The organism is Micromonospora sp. NPDC023633, assembly GCF_040640035.1.
In the GTDB taxonomy this organism is placed as follows: domain Bacteria; phylum Actinomycetota; class Actinomycetes; order Mycobacteriales; family Micromonosporaceae; genus Micromonospora.
This window is the reverse complement of sequence record NZ_JBFABB010000008.1, coordinates 42,893-59,937: the sequence shown is the minus strand read 5'-3', so window position 1 is coordinate 59,937 and position 17,045 is coordinate 42,893. Positions and strand designations below refer to the sequence as shown.

The window sequence follows — 17,045 nt, the reverse complement described above, 5'->3', positions numbered from 1 at the left end:
TTCACCCGATCGGCGACCGCGGGCCGGCCAGGCGGGCCCCACGGCCCGCCCGGCCGGCCCCGCGTCGGCGGTTCGCCCCCGTGCCGGCGTCGGGAGGCGCGCGGTCAGCGCGCCCCGGCCGGCACCTTCCGGGCGCGGGACTTCGTGCCGTTGGCCTTGGCCGCCCGGGAGGTGGCCGCCGCCGCGCCCTTCGCCTCGCCGTCGAGCTTGAGCACCTGCCGCAGGAACTGGCCGGTGTGGCTGTCGGGCACCTCGGCGACCTCCTCGGGGGTGCCGGTGGCGAGCACCGTGCCGCCCCGGTGACCGCCCTCGGGGCCCATGTCGATCAGCCAGTCGGCGGTCTTGATCACGTCGAGGTTGTGCTCGATGGTGATGACCGTGTTGCCCTTGTCGACCAGCCCCTCGAGCACCATCAGCAGCTTGCGGATGTCCTCGAAGTGCAGGCCGGTGGTCGGCTCGTCGAGGACGTAGACCGTCCGCCCGGTCGAGCGCTTCTGCAACTCGGAGGCGAGCTTGACCCGCTGCGCCTCGCCGCCGGAGAGCGTGGGCGCGGGCTGGCCGAGCCGGACGTAGCCGAGGCCGACGTCGACCAGCGTCTTGAGGTGCCGGTGGATGGCCGGGATGGCGGAGAAGAACTCGGCCGCCTCCTCGATCGGCATCTCCAGCACGTCGGAGACGGTCTTGCCCTTGTAGTGCACCTCCAGGGTCTCCCGGTTGTAGCGGGCGCCCTTGCAGACCTCGCACGGGACGTACACGTCGGGCAGGAAGTTCATCTCGATCTTGATCGTGCCGTCGCCGGAGCACGCCTCGCAGCGGCCGCCCTTGACGTTGAACGAGAACCGGCCGGGGCCGTACCCCCGGACCTTGGCCTCGGTCGTCTCGGCGAAGAGCTTGCGGACGTGGTCCCAGACCCCGGTGTAGGTGGCCGGGTTGGACCGCGGGGTGCGGCCGATCGGCGACTGGTCGACGCCGACCACCTTGTCGACGTGCTCCAGCCCGGAGACCCGGGTGTGCCGGCCGGGGACCAGCCGGGCCCCGTTGATCTGGTTGGCCAGCACCGCGTAGAGGATGTCGTTGACCAGCGTCGACTTGCCGGAGCCGCTGACCCCGGTGACGGCGATGAGCTGGCCGAGCGGGAACGAGACGGTCAGGTTGCGCAGGTTGTGCTCGCGCGCGCCGTGCACCACCAACTCCCGGCCCGGGGTCTGCGCCCGGCGCCCCTGCGGCGTCGGGATCGACCGGCGGCCCGACAGGTAGGCCCCGGTCACCGACTCCGGGTTCTCCAGCAGCGCCGACACGGAGCCGCTGTGCACGATCTCGCCGCCGTGCTCGCCCGCGCCCGGGCCGATGTCGACGATCCAGTCCGCGGTGCGGATCGTGTCCTCGTCGTGCTCGACCACGATCAGCGTGTTGCCCAGGCCGCGCAGCCGGACCAGGGTCTCGATCAGCCGGTGGTTGTCCCGCTGGTGCAGCCCGATCGACGGCTCGTCGAGGACGTAGAGCACGCCGACCAGGCCGGAGCCGATCTGGGTGGCCAGCCGGATGCGCTGCGCCTCGCCGCCGGAGAGGGTGCCGGCCGGGCGGTCCAGGGAGAGGTAGTCGAGACCGACGTCGAGCAGGAACTTGAGCCGGGCGTTGATCTCCTTCAGCACCCGCTCGGCGATCATCTTCTGCCGGTCGGTCAGCTCGATGCCGGCGAGCAGGTCCGCGGCCTCGCCGACGGACAGGTTGCAGACCTCGGCGATGCTCCGGCCGGCCAGGGTGACCGCGAGCACCTCGGGCTTGAGCCGGGCGCCCCCGCAGGCCGCGCAGGGCACGTCGCGCATGTAGCCCTCGTACTTCTCGCGCGACCACTCCGACTCGGTGTCGGTGTGCCGGCGCTCGATCCACTGCACCACGCCCTCGAAGCCGGTGTAGTAGGAGCGCTCGCGGCCGAACTTGTTGCGGTAGCGCACGTGCACCTGGTCGTCGGAGCCGTGCAGGATCGTCTTCTGCGCCCGCGACGGCAGGGCCCGCCAGGGCGTGTCGACGTCGAAGTGCTCGGCCGCGCCGAGGGCCTCCAGCAGGCGCAGGAAGTATTCCAGGTTGTGCCCGGTCGACCAGGGCTGGATCGCGCCCTCGCGCAGGGTGCGCTCCGGGTCGGGGACGAGCAGCTCGGGGTCGACCTCCTTCTTGGTGCCGAGGCCGGTGCACTCGGGGCACGCGCCGTAGGGCGCGTTGAAGGAGAAGACCCGGGGCTCCAGGTCCTCGATCGCGAGCGGGTGGTCGTTGGGGCAGGCCAGGTGCTCGGAGTAGCGCCGCTCGCGCTCCGGATCGTCCTCGGGCAGGTCGACGAAGTCGAGCAGGACCAGGCCGTTGGACAGGCCCAGGGCGGCCTCGACCGAGTCGGTCAGCCGCTGCTTGGCGCTCGGCTTGACCGTGAGGCGGTCGATCACCACCTCGATGGTGTGCTTCTCCTGCTTCTTCAGCTTCGGCGGCTCGGTCAGCGGGTGCACCACGCCGTCGACCCGGGCCCGCGCGTAGCCCTTGGCCTGGAGCTCGGCGAAGAGGTCGACGTACTCGCCCTTGCGGCCCCGCACCACCGGCGAGAGCACCATGAACCGGGTGCCCTCGGCCATCGCGAGGACCCGGTCGACGATCTGCTGCGGGGTCTGCCGGGAGATCCGTTCCCCGCAGACCGGGCAGTGCGGCTCGCCGATGCGGGCGAAGAGCAGCCGGAGGTAGTCGTAGACCTCGGTGATGGTGCCCACCGTCGAGCGCGGGTTGCGCGAGGTGGACTTCTGGTCGATGGAGACCGCCGGACTCAGGCCCTCGATGAAGTCGACGTCCGGCTTGTCCATCTGGCCGAGGAACTGCCGCGCGTACGACGACAGCGACTCCACGTAGCGGCGCTGCCCCTCAGCGAAGATCGTGTCGAAGGCCAGGCTCGACTTGCCCGACCCGGAGAGCCCCGTGAACACGATCAGGGCGTCCCGGGGCAGGTCGAGACTGACGTCACGCAGGTTGTGCTCGCGCGCGCCACGGATGATCAGTCGGTCGGCCACTGTCCGTGTACTCCCGGGTGAAGAAGATGAGGAGGAAATGTCCGCTCCGAGGCTGGTCTGAGCGGTTGTCTGAGTGGTGGTGGGCGCGCAGAAAGGCGCCTCGGCAACTCTAGCCCCGAGGTACGACAACTTCCCTCGCCGGCACGTTCCCCCAGCTCAGCCCGGTCCGCCGCGCCCGAAGGAGACGGGCGGGGCCGGTCGTCGACCGGCCCCGCCCGCGTACGTCGGTCACGGGCGGGCGGCCCGCCGCCGCCCGGAGCGCCAGCCGCCGCGCCGCTCCGCGGCCAGCCGCGTCTCCCGCCGCCGGCTCTCGTACGCCACCTCCCGCTGCAACCGGCGCCAACTCTCCCAGCGTCGCGTCGGCAGCTCGCCGCTCTCCAGCGCCTCGCGCACCGCGCAGGCGGGCTCCCCGTCGTGCCCGCAGTCGGCGTACCGGCAGCCCGTGGCCAGCTCGGCGATGTCGGCGAACGCCCGGTCCAGCCCCGCCGAGCCGTCCAGCAGGCCGACCGCCCGTACCCCCGGGGTGTCCAGCACGGCGCCGCCGCCGGGCACCGGGAGCAGCGCCCGCCAGGTGGTGGTGTGCCGACCCTTGCCGTCGACGCGCCGGATCGCCTGGGTGGGCATCAGCGCCGCCCCGGCCAGCGCGTTGACCAGGCTCGACTTGCCGGCGCCGGACGGGCCGAGCAGGCCGAGCGTGCGGCCGGGCGCCACCTCGGCGCGCAGCGGTTCGAGCCCGGTGCCGTGCTCGGCGCTGACGGCCAGCACCGGCACCCCCGGGGCGACCCCGGCGAGCTGGCGCGCGACGGCCTGCGGGTCGGCCGCCAGGTCGGCCTTGGTGAGCACGACCAGCGGCCGGGCGCCGGACTCGTGCGCCAGGGAGAGCAACCGTTCGATCCGGCCGACGTCCGGCTCGGGGTGCACCGGCTCCACCACGGCGGCGGCGTCGAGGTTGGCGGCCAGCACCTGGCCGCTGGCGTCCTTGCCGGCGGTCCGCCGGACGAGGGCGGTGCGCCTGGGCAGCACCGCCTCCACGGTGACGTTGCGGTCGGGCCAGGTGCCCAGCAGCACCCAGTCCCCCGCGCAGGGCAGGTGGGTCAGGTCGCGGGCGGCGGCGGCCAGGACCGCCCCGCCCAGGGTGGCGCGGACCGGGCCGTCCGCGCAGAGCACGGTGCAGACGCCGCGGTCCACCCGGGCCACCCGGCCCGGTCGGTGGCCGCCGCGTCGTGGTACGTGTGCCGCCCGGTCGGCGTCCCAGCCGAGGGCGGTCAAATCGATGGTCATGGCATCCTCATCGGTGTCGGAGCGGGTTGACGCACGCGTGCTGCTACCGGCATGGTCACCACCTCCCCCGCCGTTCCGGTGCCGCGTTCGACGCCGACGGTAGGTCGCGCCGCGACGCGCCGAAAGCGATTTCCCCGGCGACGGGGGGCCCACCGGCGGATAGGGTCGGTGGGTGACCATGGATCCGCTTCTGCTGACGGGCGAGGTGGACGCGGCCACGGACCGTCTGCTGCGGACCGCGGCCACCTTCGACGACACGGGCCTCGCCGGCGCGTCGCTGCTGCCGGGCTGGAGCCGGGGGCACGTCCTGGCTCATCTGGCCCGCAACGCCGACGGCTTCGTCAACCTGCTCACCGCGGCCCGCACCGGCGAGCCGATCCCGATGTACGCCTCCGCGGCGGCCCGGGACGCCGACATCGAGGCCGGCGCGCCCCGCCCGCCCGCCGCCCACCTGGACGACCTGCGCCGCTCCGCCGTCCGGTTCGCCGAGGCGGTCGCCGCGATGCCGGTCGAGGGGTGGGCGGCCACCGTCCGGACGCCGCGCGGTCCCTGGCCGGCGGCCATGCTGGTCTGGGGCCGGCTGCGCGAGATCGAGGTGCACCACGTGGACCTCGACGCCGGCTACCGGCCGGCCGACTGGCCCGAGTCGTTCGGCCACCGGCTGCTGCACGAGGTGGCCGGCGACCTCGCCGGCCGCGCCGACGTCCCGCCGATGGTGCTGCGCTTCGACGGCAGCCGGCACGAACTGGTCGTCGGCGAGCGTGCCGCCGCGCCCACGCTCACCGGCGCCGCCCCCGAACTCGCCGCCTGGCTGATCGGCCGCAGCCCGGGCACCGTGCTGACCGTCACCCCCGACGGCCCCCTGCCGCAACCACCGGAATGGATATAGACGACCTAATGACCTACAGCGGAGACGTCACGCCCGGCGGCGCGCCGGCCGTACGCGAGCTCGACCGGCTCACCATCACGAAGGTGTCGGTGGGCCCGATGGACAACAACGCCTACCTGCTGCGCTGCCGGGCCACCGGCGAGCAGGTGCTGATCGACGCCGCCAACGAGGCGCCCCGGCTGCTGGAGCTGGTGGGCGACGCGGGGCTGGCCACGGTGGTCACCACCCACCAGCACATGGACCACTGGGTGGCGCTGGAGGAGGTGGTCGCCAAGACGGGCGCCCGCCCGCTGGTGCACGCCGACGACGCGGCCGGGCTGCCGATCGAGGCCGAGACGCTCGCCGACGGCGACAGCGTGCCGGTGGGCGAGTGCGCGCTGGAGGTGATCCACGTCAAGGGCCACACCCCCGGCTCGATCGCGCTGCTCTACCGCGACCCGGCGGGGTCGCCACACCTGTTCACCGGCGACAGCCTGTTCCCCGGCGGGGTCGGCAACACCGACAAGGACCCGGAGCGGTTCTCCGCGCTCATCGACGACGTCGAGCACAAGCTCTTCGACCGGCTGCCCGACGAGACCTGGTTCTACCCGGGGCACGGCAAGGACAGCACGCTCGGCGCGGAACGTCCCGCGCTGCCCCAGTGGCGCGCCCGCGGCTGGTGAACCTCAGCGGGGCCGGGCGCGATCCGCGCCCGGCCCCGCTCCCCCCGTCGGTCCCCCGCTCCCCCCGTGGGTCCCCCCGCTCCCCCGTGGGTCTCCCCGGTCTCCCTGGCGGCTTCCGCTCCCCGTCGGGCGGGGTCAGGCCCCGGTGACCGCGCGCAGTCGGCGTCGCGTGCCCATCAGCACCGCACCCGCCAGCAGCAGGCCGACCGCCATGGTCACCAGCATGGGGCTGGACTCCCCCGGCAGCAGCCCGGCGAGCGACCGCGAGGCGGTGCCCAGCGCCAGGTAGAGACCGGCCCAGGCCGCCGCGCCGAGCGTCGCGCAGCCGAGGAAGCGCGGGTACGACATCCGCAGCCCGCCCGCCGCCAGCGGCAGCAGCGCGTTAAACACCGGCAGGAAGGGCGCGACCAGCACCATCCGGCCGCCGCCGCGCTGGAGGATCCCCTCCGCCGCCGCCCAGCGCGCCTCCCCGATCCAGTCGCCGAGGCGGCTGCGCCGCAGGCGGTCGCCGTACCGGCGGCCGGCGAGGAAGCTCAGCGACCAACCGGCGAGGCAGCCGGCCACCACGACGCCGAAGGTGGCGGCGCCGGTGGTCGGGCCGCCCACCCCCATCGCGGCCAGGATCGCCACGTCGCCGGGGACCAGCACCCCGAGCAGCGGTACGGCGTCGAAGAGCATCACCACCCCGAGCACCCCCATGAGCAGGGTGGTGGGGAGCTCTCCGATCTGGGTCAGCCAATCCGCCATGCCCCGTACGCTATTGCCGCCCGACCACCCGGGACATCGGGTCCGATCCCCCACCGCCCCCTGGTATCGGGCTCGGGGTCGACCCTGAGGCCCCGGGCTCACCGGGGGCGCAGCACCTGCACCCGGCGCACGGGCGAGTCCACGGCGGGCTCGGTGGTCGGCACGGGGTAGCTGGCCACCGTCGCCAGCGCGCCCGCCGGCAGGTGGCCCCGCCCGGGGTCGCCGACCAGCACGTCGGCGCCCGTGGCGGCGGCCCGGCGCAGGAAGGGCAGCACCCGCGCCGCCATCGCCGCATCGTAGAGCACGTCCCCGGCCACCAGCAGGTCCACCCCGTCGAGGTCGGAGTCGAGCAGGTCGCCGCCGGTGGCCGCGACCGTCACGTGGTTGGCCCGGGCGTTGACGGTGACCGCCGCGACCGCGTAGGGGTCGATGTCGTTCGCGACCACCCGCTCGGCGCCGGCGAGCGCGGCGGCGATCGCCACCAGGCCGGACCCGGCCGCGAGGTCGAGCACCCGGCGGCCGGCCACGAGGTCGGGGTGGTCCAGCAGGTGGCGGGCGAGCGCCTGCCCTCCGGCCCAGACCGAGGCCCAGTACGGCGGGGGCAGGGCGTGCCCGGCCTGCGCCTCCATCCGGGCCCACCAGACGATGGCGTCCTCGGCCAGGTGCAGCCGGACCTCGGGGACGAACGGGACCCGCACCAGCCGGAGCCGGTCCAGCCCGCCGCCGGGAGCGTCGATCTCCCGCTCGATCTCGGTCAGCGCGTCGGCTGTGGCACCCCTCATCGGGGCAAGCATGCCCCAACCGACCTCGCACCGCCCGGCTTTCGCGCCGCCGCGCCGAGAGTTCGGCCAGCGGATCGGGGTTCGGGCGGTTACTCTCGGGGTAGCACCGGGCGATCATCGGTCGACGACCGAGGTTCACCCGCTTTGGAACAGGGAGAGATGCATGGCAACCGGCACGGTTAAGTGGTTCAACTCGGAAAAGGGCTTCGGCTTCATCGAGCAGGATGGCGGAGGGCCGGACGTGTTCGTCCACTACTCGGCCATCGCGTCGAGCGGTTACCGGGAGCTGAACGAGGGCCAGAAGGTCGAGTTCGAGGTGACCCAGGGTCAGAAGGGTCCGCAGGCGGACAACGTCCGTCCGCTGTAGATCCCGTGCCGGTGGCGGCGGCCGACTGACGGCCGCCGCCGCAGCGCGTTTTTCAGGGCCGCTTCGGCGCGACGGGCAGGTCCCGTCGCCGCCGTAGCGGCCCGATCAGCAGGATCGCCGGGGTGAGCGCGAGCCAGCCCGTCATCACCGCGATCGCGGTGCCGGCCCCGTGGGCCGCGCCGACCGCCCCGGCCAGCACCGCGGCCAGCGGGATCGTGCCGTAGTTGAGCATGTGCATGCTCACCGTGACGCGGCCCAGCAGGTGGTGCGGCGTGTATGTCTGCCGGAAGCTGCCCTTGAGCACGTTGCCCACGGCTACCCCGAGGCTGACCAGCATTCCGCCGATCGCCGGCAGGGCGAGTCGGCCGCCGGGCCCGGCGAGCGGGATCAGCAACGCCGGTGGCCCGGTGAACGCCGCCGCCAGGAGCATGGCCCGGGCGGTGCCGAGCCGACGGCCGAGTCTGGTGGCCGACAGCGCGCCGACGATGCCGCCGAGACTCATCGCCGCGACCAGCAGGCCCACCGGGGCCGGTGCGAGTCGCGCCTCCCGGACCAGGAAGACCACCAGGACCGCCTGGTAGCCGACCAGGCCGACGTTGCTGGCCGCCCCGAAGGCGGTGAGCACCCGCAGGTACGGGTCCCGGGCGACGAACCGGATCCCCTCGCCGATCTCCCGCCGCAGCGACCGCGAGGGCCCGACGCGCTCGGGGCGCGGCTCGACGGTGCGGATGCGCAGCAGGCAGGCGGCGGAGAACAGGAAGCTCAGCGCGTCGAGCAGCAGCGCGGTGACGGCGCCGGCGACCTGTGCGACCACGCCGGCGAGACCGGGGCCGAGCACGTAGCTCGCGGTCTGGGTGGCCTGGAGCTTGGCGTTGCCCTCCGGCACCTGCTCGGGGCGCAGCAGCACGGGCAGGTAGACCTGGTCGGCGGTCTCGAAGAAGACCCGGGCCAGGCCGGCGCCCAACGCCACCACCAGCAACTGCGGCACGGTCAGCACGCCGAGCGCGGCGGCGACGGGGACGCTGAGGAACAGCAGCGCGGAGACCAGGTCGCAGGCGATCATCACGGGCCGGCGCGGCAGCCGGTCCACCCAGGCGCCGGCCGGCAGGCCGACGAGCAGCCACGGCAGCCAGGCGGCGGCGGTGAGCGCCGCGACGCCGAAGGTGCTGGCGTCGAGCACGGTCACCGCGACCAGGGGCAGCGCCACGGCGGTGACGTTGCTGCCGACGGCGCTGGCCGTCTGCCCGGCCCAGAGCAGCCGGAAGTCCCGGTGCCGCAGCAGTCCTCCACGGGGCGACGCGGCCGTTGCCCCCGGCTGACCGGCGGGCCGGTCGTTCGCGGGCCCGGCGGCCGGACGGCGCGCGGTCGCGGGCGACGGGGCCGTGCCGCCGATGGCACGGGTCGGCGGGGTGGCGCTGGCCGGCGGCGTCACGGCGCGGCCGGGATCCCGTAGGCGAAGAGGAAGACCGGCTCGCGTCTCTGCCCGTCGTCGGGCACGTCCCGGTCGCCCCACCGGGCGAGCAGTTCGTTCAGCTCGCCGGCCAGCTGGGCGAGTTCGGCGTCGGTCAGGTGCAGCCAGCGGTCGGTGGAGAACGGCCCCTCCGGCCAGGCGGCCTGACTGGCCTCGTCGGTGGCGTGCCAGGCGCGGGCGAGGGCGACGTGCCGGTCCAGGTTGAGCGAGGTGGCGGCGTCGGCGACGGCCCGGGCGGCGGGGTCGGCGTCGAAGTCCGACTGGGACCAGCGCACGCTCCGGGTGACCAGGCGCCACCAGCGCTCCCGCCGGTCGCGGGCCAGCTCGGGGGCCTCCTCGACCAGTTCGGCGCCGGCCAGCACCTTGAGGTGGTGGCTGACGTTGGCCGGCGCCTGAGCGGTCCGCTCGGCGAGCAGGCCGACGGTGGCCGGGCCGTGCACCTTGAGCACGTCCATCAACCGGCGGCGCAGCGGATGGGACAACGCGGCGAGCACCCGCGAGTCGGTCACGTGGCGCACGTCTGGGTTCGTCATGCCGCCAGCCTGACATCGGCAACGACGGTTGCGCAACAGCTGTTACGCAACCGTCGTTGCCGAATTCACCCGCTGCCGGTCGCTCCCGGCGTGGCCGCGTCCGCCGGGCAGCCGGCGGACGCGGCGGGGGTCAGGCCGCCAGGCGGCGGGCCAGCTCGTCGGTGACCTGCTGAGCGATGGTGGGCGGGATCGCCTCCGCGATCTGCTCCGGCGAGAGACCGGCGAGCACACCGGCGACGATCGCCTGCTCGTCGCTGAAGTCACCCCCGGACAGGGCCTTGACCTGGGCGACCAGGGCCGGATAAGCCCGCGCCATCGCGAGCAGGAGCATCAACGGCGACTCCGCCAGTGGCGGGGACAGCAGACCCGTCGTCCCGACGGGCGAGATCAGCCAGTTGCGCAGGTTCTCCGAATCGGCGAGGACCTGGCCGACCGTACGGGTGGGCACTCCGGTGTTGTAGGCGAGCTTGTCGGTCTGTTCCATATCGGACTCCTCTGCTGGCGGTGCGATCAATCCGATGGTCGTCAGGTAGCGGCGGAACAGCGGGGTCTGGTCCCGGTTCGCCCTGATCGAGTCGCGGAAGAAGCTGAAGTGGGTGTGCCACAGGTGGGAGCTGTCCCCGCTGGTTCGTTTGCGCAGGCGGTCCCAGCGTCGGACGACCTTGCCGTCCGGGGAGTAGATGATCTCGCGGATGTCCCGGCTGTCCGGGGTGCCGTCGGCGCACTGCGCGACGCACCAGGTGGAGAAGCTGCGCAGGTTGTGCGTACGGCCGCCGGCGCGGACCTCGAAGAGGCCGACGTCGAGCGCCGCCGCGTCGAGGGTCAGGCCGGCGGAGTCCCGGGGCGATTCGACGACGGAGTAGTCCCTGGTCACCACCCGGTCGGAGCCGCAGTGGTAGCCGCCCCGGTGGGCGGGGTCGCCGACGATGCCGACCTCGGCGGGTTCGAGGTCCTGGCCGCGGACGGTGTCGGGGTCGACGTTGAGGTGATCGAGCAGCAGGCGGCGGACGGCCAACAGGTTTTGCGGTGCCCGCGTCATGGGTTCCCCCTCGGGGATGGGTGGAGGCCGGGCACCAAAGTGACACCGCGTAGGCGATGTCGGAGCCTGACGCGCGGGCCCGACCGATTGATGCGCATCGTCGGGCATTGACCCAACCATAGCCCCATCGATTGATGAATGCCCAGCTCAGGACGGGTTTTTTCCGCTGGGAAGAAGCTGTGGGGCTGGCGGCAAGATCGGCAGGACCACTGCGGACGGGCACTGTGGATCGTGCAGGACCTCCCGCCATCCGGCACGCAGTGTGACTGCCGTGCCGAGGGGCTCGCCGGTGCCGGGGTTGCGCGCGTAGCGGGGATGGGCACCGCCGGAGACCTGCACCCGCAGCCGGTGTCCCGGGGCGAACCGGTGCGCCGTGGGCCAGAGCTCCACCGGCACCCGCACCACGCCCGCCGCGTCGGCGGGGAACCGGTCGGGCGCGACCCGGACCAGCCCGTCGCAGACGTTCCAGGACCGGCCGCGCCGGTCCACGTCGCACAGTCGCACGAAGACGTCCAGGTGGGACAGCTCGCTGCGCAGGTGGATCTCGGCGCGGACCGGGCCGATCACCTCGACGGGCGCGTCGAGCGGGGCGCTGGTGAAGGTGAGCACGTCGGGCCGGGCCTCGACCCGGCGGTTGTCCACCGGCCCGGCCCGCTGCGCGACGAGCAGCGGCCCGCCGAGCGAGGGCGTCGGGTCGGCCGGGTCGTAGTGGAAGCCGTCCGGCGCCGACGGGACCGGCGCGGCGGTGCTCAGCCCGCCCGCCGGGTGCAGGTGCCACCGCGTCGGCACCGCCGGGGGCGGCCAGTCGGGCAGGTCCCGCCACCCGCCACCGGCGCCGCCGACGTGCACCCGCACGGGGGCGGTCGCACCGGCACCGGTCGACGCCTTCGGCAGCCGCCCGGCGAGGTGGGCGTCGAGGTGGTCCAGCCCGTCGCGCAGCGCGGCGAGGAAGAGCCCGGGGCTGCCGTGGGTCCACGGCCCGACGGTCAGCCGGGGACGGGCGCCGGCCGCGCGCAGCGCCGCGAAGTCGCGCAGTTGGGCCGGCAGGAAGATGTCGTGCCAGCCGCTCACCATCGCCACCGGCGCGTCGACCTCGGCGATCCGGTCGCCGAAGACGCGCGCCCGCCAGTAGTCGGCGTCCGGGGTGTGGTGGCGCAGCCACTCCTGGAAGAACGGCACGGTGACGCCGGTGGCCACCCGGTCCGCCTCGGCCAGTGGCAGGTGGGCCAGCGCCGCGACCAGCCGGGGCTGGCCGCGCTTGAGTTCCCACTGCCGGGCCAGCCACGGCACGGTCTGCGCCTGGAGCAGCTCGGCCCAGGTGAGGACGGTGTCCAGGGCGAAGGACTCCCCGGCGTACGTCGAGTCGCGGGTGCCCGAGGCGGTCACCACCGCGACCATCGCGCGCAGTTCCTCCCCGGCGTCGGCGGCGAGGGCCCACTGCACGAAGCCCTGGTAACTGGCGCCGAACATGCCGAACGCGCCGGACCACCAGGGCTGGCGGCGCAGCCAGTCGAGGGTGTCGAGGCCGTCCTCGCGCTCGTGCACGAGCGGGGCGAAGGTGCCACCGGAGCCGAACGTGCCGCGGCAGGACTGGATCACCACGTGGAAACCGCGTTCGGCGGCGAGCCGGCCGAGCAGCCGCATGGGGCCGCCCCGCCCGTACGGGGTGCGGATCAGCACGGTCGGCGCGCCGGGCAGGGCCGGGGCGTAGTGGTCGGTGCGCAGCGGCACCCCGTCGCGGACCCGCACCGGGATGCCCCGGGTGAGGGTGACCCGACGGGTGCGCGCGGGCGGCAACCGCAGCGCGGCGGTGGCGAGGCGGGTTGCCAGCCGGTCGAGCACGACGTCAGCCGTTCGCGCGCCGGGCCGGCTCGTCGCGGGCGGCGCGCACCGCGTCACGGTGCTCCCCCATCGAGGTGGTCATCGCGGTCATGAACCGGTGCACCACCTCCAGCTCGTCGTCGCTGAAGCCGGCCATCACGTCGTCGGTGCGCCGGCCCAGGGGGCGGAAGAAGTCCATGGCCAGCGCGGCGCCCCGCTCCGCGTAGTGCAGGAAGACCTTGCGCCGGTCGGCGGTGTCGCGGTCGCGGCGGATGTGCCCGGCGCGCTCCAGCCGGTCGATCAGGGCGGTGACCGAGCCGGACGAGAGGTTGAGGTGCTCGCCGAGGCGGCCGGGGGTGATCGGCCGGCCGGTCAGCTCGGCGTCCATCACCGCGATCAGCGCCTGCAGGTCGGTGGCGTTGAGCCCGTGCAGGCCGGCGAAGGCGTGCCCGATGTGCTGCGCGTCGACGGAGTAGCGCCGCAGCTCGGCCGAGATCTCGGCGACCAGCCGTTCGCGGCGCGTGTCGCGCCGCCGGTACATGCCGTGCCCTGCCACGTCGGTCGCCGCCTCCTGCCGTCCGTTCCGGTTGCAGCATAGCTCAGGAGTCGATAATCTCGTTTATCAAGATACTCGACTCTCGGCATTTTGCGTCGTCCGCGAGGTCCTGAGCATCGAAGGAAGTTCCGTCGAGAGACCGTGAGGGCAGCCGAATGTCAGTGTTCACCCGCGTGGCGCGCGGACGCCTCGCCGCGTGGCTCACCGTGGTCGCCGCGATCGTCTTCGGGGCGGCGATCTTCGGGCTGCCCAAGCCCGACAACCCGGCGCCCGCCTCGTCCACCGGCCTGTCCGTGCAGTGGCAGTCGACCCAGGTGGAGCGCCTCCAGGACCAACTGCCGTCCCGCGACGTCCAGGCCGCGATCGTCGTCGTCAGCCGCACCGACGGCGGCCCGCTGACCGACGCCGACCGCGGAGCCCTCACCGGCCAGTCCGGTGACCTCGGCCGGTTCGCCGTCGACGGTCGCGTCAGCCCGCCGCAGGTCTCCCCCGACGGCACCGTCGCGCTCGTCGCCGTGCCGCTGTCCACCGCCGGCGGGCAGGAGGAGATCGCGGGCCGGATCGACCAGCTCCGCGCGTCCCTGGACGACGTGCCCGACGCGCTCAGCGTCGAGGTGACCGGCGGCCCCGCGTTCACCACCGACCTGACGAAGGTCTTCGAGGGCGCCGACACCACGCTGCTCGCCGTCACCGCCGCCGTCGTGGCGCTGCTGCTGCTCATCACCTACCGCAGCCCGTTCCTGTGGATCGTGCCGCTCGTCGTCGTCGCGGCGACGGAGCAGCTCACGCTGCGCGCCCTCGACACCGTCGTCCCGGCCTTCGGCCTCAACCTGCCCGGCGGCGCCGTCACGGGCATCGCCAGCGTCCTCGTCTTCGGCGCCGCCACCGACTACGCGCTGCTGCTCATCGCCCGCTACCGCGAGGAACTGCGCCGCGAGGAGGACCGCTTCGTGGCGATGCGCGCCGCGCTGCGCCGCACCGCCGAGCCCATCCTCGCCAGCGGCTCCACCGTCGTCCTCGGCGTGCTCACCCTGCTGCTGTCCGAGCAGGAGCTCAACCGCGCCCTCGCCGTGGCCTGCGCGACGGGCGTCGTCCTCGCCATGCTCTCGGCGCTGTTCGTCCTCCCGGCGGCACTGGTGATCTTCGGCCGGGGCCTGTTCTGGCCGTTCGTGCCCCGCGTCGGCGGGGAGGTCCGCGAGGGCCGGCTCTGGGGCCGGCTCGGCGCCGCCGTCGAGCGCCGTCCCGCACCGGTCGCGCTGCTCGCGACGCTGCTGCTCGCCGGACTCGCCCTCGGCGGGCTCGGCATCCGCACCGGCCTGTCGGAGACCGAGCAGTTCCGGGTCAAGCCGGAGGCGGTCGCCGGCGCGGAGACCCTCGCGCGGTCCTTTCCCGCCGGGACGACCCAGCCGGTCGCCGTGCTCACCACGCCCGCCGCCGTGCGGGCCGTCACGGACGCCGCCGCGGGGACCCCCGGCGTCGCCTCCGCGCGCCCCGGCGAGGCCGGCGCCCAGGTCGCCCAGGTCGACGTCGTGCTGGAGGCCGAACCCGGCACCGCCGCCGCGAGCCGGGCCGTCGAGGCGCTACGGGACGCGGTCGCGGCGGTTCCCGGTTCCGCCCCGCCCGCGGTCGAGGGCGCATCCGCCTTCGACGGCGCGGTGGTGGGTGGCGCCGTCGCGGCCACCTACGACGAGAACGAGGCCAACGGCAAGGACCTGCGGCTGATCCTGCCGATCATCCTGCTGCTCGTCGGCGCGGTGCTGGTGCTGCTCCTGCGCGGCCTGATCGCCCCGCTGCTGCTGGTGCTCACCGTGATCGCGTCGTTCTTCGCCAGCATCGGCGCGTCGTGGCTGCTCTTCGACCACGTGCTCGACATGCCGGCGCTCGACAGCGGTGTCCTGCTGCTCGCCTTCGTGTTCCTGGTGGCGCTCGGCGTGGACTACAACATCTTCCTCGTCACCCGGGCCCGCGAGGACGCCCGGCGCACCGGCACCCGCGACGGCATGCTCTCGGCCCTGCGGGTCACCGGCGGCGTCATCACGAGCGCCGGCGTCCTGCTCGCCGCGGTCTTCGCCGTCCTCGGCGTCCTGCCGCTGATCCTGCTGACCCAGATCGGGATCATCGTCTGCATCGGCGTCCTGCTGGACACCCTGCTCGTGCGGACGGTCCTGGTGCCGGCGCTGGCGTTCACGCTCGGCGACCGCTTCTGGTGGCCGGGGCGGGTCGCGCGCGAGCCCGTCGAGGACGAGGCCGACGCGTCGGCGGAACGTGGGTCGGTGCCCACCCGGAGCTGACCGGTCCGCCGGAACGCGGGGGCCGTGGCGTGACGCGCCACGGCCCCCCGCCGCTTCCGGCGGGGTTGGCGCCGGCGGCCCCGGGGGCGCGGCGGACCCGGGGCACGGCGGTCTGCCCCGGAGGCGTGGCGGTTCGGCGCTCCGGTCGCCCGGGCCGGCTCACGCGTCGGTGCGCACCGCCACCGGTTCGGGCTCCGCCGCGTCGTCGCCCACCGTCCTGTCGCGGGTGGCCCAGGCGACCACGAACAACGCCGTCCAGGCCACCCCGAGCAGCACCGCCGTGGCGCTGCCGCTGGCCGTGCTCAACCCCAGGTAGAGGCGGGCGCCGACGATGCCGACCACCCCGGCCGCCGCGGCGGTCCACGCGGCCACCGCCACCGGCCAGCGCGCCCCCCGCGACAGCAGCCAGGCGAGGGTGCAGAGGCTGGCCGCCACCACGGCGTTCTGGGTCGGGAACAGGGCGGCGTCCCGGCCGTCCGGCCCGCCCGCCGCCGGCCCGGCCAGGTCGACCACCACGGCCAGCACCACCAGCGGCACGAACGCCCCGACCGTGCCGACCACGCTGAGCAGGTCCGCCCGCCAGGGCCGGTTCCGCCAGGCCAGCACCGCCGCGACGACGGCCACCAGCACGATCAGCGACGATCCGCGCAGCGCCGAGACGACCGCGAGCGTGACGTCGACCGCCCCGGGCGTACGCCGGTCGGCGAACCAGTCGGCGATCGCGCCGTCGAGCACCGCCAGGCCGCTGTGCCGGACCACGGCCCCGAGCACCCAGGCGATGGCGAGCCCCGCCACGAAGAGCAGCAGCAGGCCGGCGACCAGGTTGATCAGCAGCGTCCAGGCCGGCCCGACGTGCATGGCGAGCAGGAAGAACAGCACCCCGTACCGGCCGCTGAGCCAGCGCACCGGCCGCAGCCCCGCGGCCCGCGACGCCAGCGCCCGGGCCGGGTCCGGGTTGCGGCCCAGCCACCGCCCCGCCAGCACCACCGCGACCAGCGCGGCCACCAGCACCAGCACCACGCCGGTGGCCCGCCCGAGCAGCCGGGAGACCGTCTCGTACGACTCCCCCGCCAGGTTGCCGACGAGCACCGAGCCGCCCACCCAGGTCACCGCCCCGGCCAGGTTCCACGGCGCGAACCGCCGGTACGGCATCCCGGCCGCCCCGGCCAGCCGGGGCACCAGGGTGCGGGCGAAGGCCACCCAGCGGGCGGTGAGCACCCCGCGCCCGCCCAGCCGACCGAGCATCGCGTCCGCCCGGCTCCACCGTTCGTGACCCACCCGGGCGCCCAGCCGGCCGGCGCGCAGCCGGGGCCCGTGCCGCCGGCCCGCCCGGTACGCGAGTGTGTCGCCGATCACGGCTGCAAGGATCATCACCAGCAGTGCCGGTACGAGTCGCAGCGTCCCCGCGTACGCTAGGAAGCCGACCAGCAACAGGGTCGCCTCGCCCGGCACCAGCAGACCGAAGATCACTGCGGTCTCCCCCGCGACGATCATCGCGGCGATCACATAGATCAGCAGGGGCGGCAGGCCCTGCAGCGAGGTCAGCAGGTCGTGCATCGGGC

General features: G+C 74.5%; 14 protein-coding genes. 4 read left to right on the top strand and 10 right to left on the bottom strand.

Annotated elements, in window-relative coordinates:
- Nucleotides 1-104: 104 nt before the first annotated feature.
- Together uvrA and rsgA are read right to left on the bottom strand one after the other, a co-directional pair.
- Entirely contained in the window at nucleotides 105-3,044 is a 2,940-nt protein-coding gene (gene uvrA, locus AB0G13_RS04275) for an excinuclease ABC subunit UvrA (protein WP_357868685.1), read from the bottom strand.
- A gap of 228 nt (nucleotides 3,045-3,272) precedes the next feature.
- On the bottom strand, nucleotides 3,273-4,325 hold the full coding sequence (gene rsgA, locus AB0G13_RS04270; protein WP_357868682.1) for a ribosome small subunit-dependent GTPase A: 1,053 nt from the start codon (nucleotides 4,323-4,325) through the stop codon (nucleotides 3,273-3,275).
- 172 nt (nucleotides 4,326-4,497) lie between these two features.
- Here rsgA and AB0G13_RS04265 point away from each other — a divergent pair, with 172 nt between their 5' ends.
- Nucleotides 4,498-5,214 carry a maleylpyruvate isomerase family mycothiol-dependent enzyme gene (locus AB0G13_RS04265; RefSeq protein ID WP_357868677.1) on the top strand — a complete coding sequence of 239 codons (717 nt, stop codon included), beginning with the start codon at nucleotides 4,498-4,500 and terminating at the stop codon, nucleotides 5,212-5,214.
- 8 nt (nucleotides 5,215-5,222) lie between these two features.
- Complete coding sequence (locus tag AB0G13_RS04260) at nucleotides 5,223-5,876, top strand: MBL fold metallo-hydrolase (protein ID WP_357868674.1); 654 nt, start codon at nucleotides 5,223-5,225, stop codon at nucleotides 5,874-5,876.
- Nucleotides 5,877-6,011: 135 nt separating this feature from the next.
- Here the strand turns inward: AB0G13_RS04260 and AB0G13_RS04255 are convergent, their stop codons facing one another.
- The gene (locus AB0G13_RS04255; protein ID WP_357868671.1) at nucleotides 6,012-6,623 is read right to left on the bottom strand and encodes a VTT domain-containing protein; all 612 of its coding nucleotides are present in this window, start codon (nucleotides 6,621-6,623) and stop codon (nucleotides 6,012-6,014) included.
- Between the two features lie 98 nt (nucleotides 6,624-6,721).
- A complete protein-coding gene (locus AB0G13_RS04250; protein WP_357868668.1) occupies nucleotides 6,722-7,405 on the bottom strand; it encodes a 50S ribosomal protein L11 methyltransferase in 684 nt (227 codons plus the stop codon).
- A 163-nt stretch (nucleotides 7,406-7,568) separates the two neighbouring features.
- On the opposite strand from AB0G13_RS04250, the gene AB0G13_RS04245 reads away from it, so the two are divergent.
- Nucleotides 7,569-7,772, top strand: coding sequence for a cold-shock protein (locus AB0G13_RS04245; RefSeq protein WP_088961229.1), 204 nt, complete (start codon nucleotides 7,569-7,571; stop codon nucleotides 7,770-7,772).
- 52 nt (nucleotides 7,773-7,824) lie between these two features.
- Here AB0G13_RS04245 and AB0G13_RS04240 read toward each other — a convergent pair whose 3' ends face one another.
- From AB0G13_RS04240 to AB0G13_RS04220, 5 genes are all read right to left on the bottom strand, one after another.
- Nucleotides 7,825-9,204, bottom strand: a complete 1,380-nt coding sequence (locus AB0G13_RS04240) for an MFS transporter (RefSeq protein WP_357868665.1) — start codon at nucleotides 9,202-9,204, stop codon at nucleotides 7,825-7,827.
- The gene (locus tag AB0G13_RS04235) at nucleotides 9,201-9,776 is read right to left on the bottom strand and encodes a metalloregulator ArsR/SmtB family transcription factor (RefSeq protein ID WP_357868662.1); all 576 of its coding nucleotides are present in this window, start codon (nucleotides 9,774-9,776) and stop codon (nucleotides 9,201-9,203) included. The genes AB0G13_RS04240 and AB0G13_RS04235 overlap by 4 nt, the downstream gene beginning before the upstream one ends.
- Nucleotides 9,777-9,906: 130 nt before the next feature.
- Nucleotides 9,907-10,815, bottom strand: a complete 909-nt coding sequence (locus AB0G13_RS04230; protein WP_357868659.1) for a hypothetical protein — start codon at nucleotides 10,813-10,815, stop codon at nucleotides 9,907-9,909.
- A 147-nt stretch (nucleotides 10,816-10,962) separates the two neighbouring features.
- A complete protein-coding gene (locus tag AB0G13_RS04225; protein ID WP_357868655.1) occupies nucleotides 10,963-12,657 on the bottom strand; it encodes a CocE/NonD family hydrolase in 1,695 nt (564 codons plus the stop codon).
- A gap of 4 nt (nucleotides 12,658-12,661) precedes the next feature.
- On the bottom strand, nucleotides 12,662-13,177 hold the full coding sequence (locus AB0G13_RS04220) for a MarR family transcriptional regulator (RefSeq protein ID WP_357868772.1): 516 nt from the start codon (nucleotides 13,175-13,177) through the stop codon (nucleotides 12,662-12,664).
- Nucleotides 13,178-13,347: 170 nt separating this feature from the next.
- Between AB0G13_RS04220 and AB0G13_RS04215 the strand changes: the two genes are divergently transcribed.
- Nucleotides 13,348-15,483 (top strand): efflux RND transporter permease subunit, encoded by a 2,136-nt coding sequence (locus AB0G13_RS04215; RefSeq protein ID WP_357868651.1) that lies wholly within the window; start codon nucleotides 13,348-13,350, stop codon nucleotides 15,481-15,483.
- Between the two features lie 159 nt (nucleotides 15,484-15,642).
- Here the strand turns inward: AB0G13_RS04215 and AB0G13_RS04210 are convergent, their stop codons facing one another.
- On the bottom strand, nucleotides 15,643-17,040 hold the full coding sequence (locus tag AB0G13_RS04210; protein WP_357868648.1) for a DedA family protein: 1,398 nt from the start codon (nucleotides 17,038-17,040) through the stop codon (nucleotides 15,643-15,645).
- Between the last annotated feature and the right edge of the window lie 5 nt (nucleotides 17,041-17,045).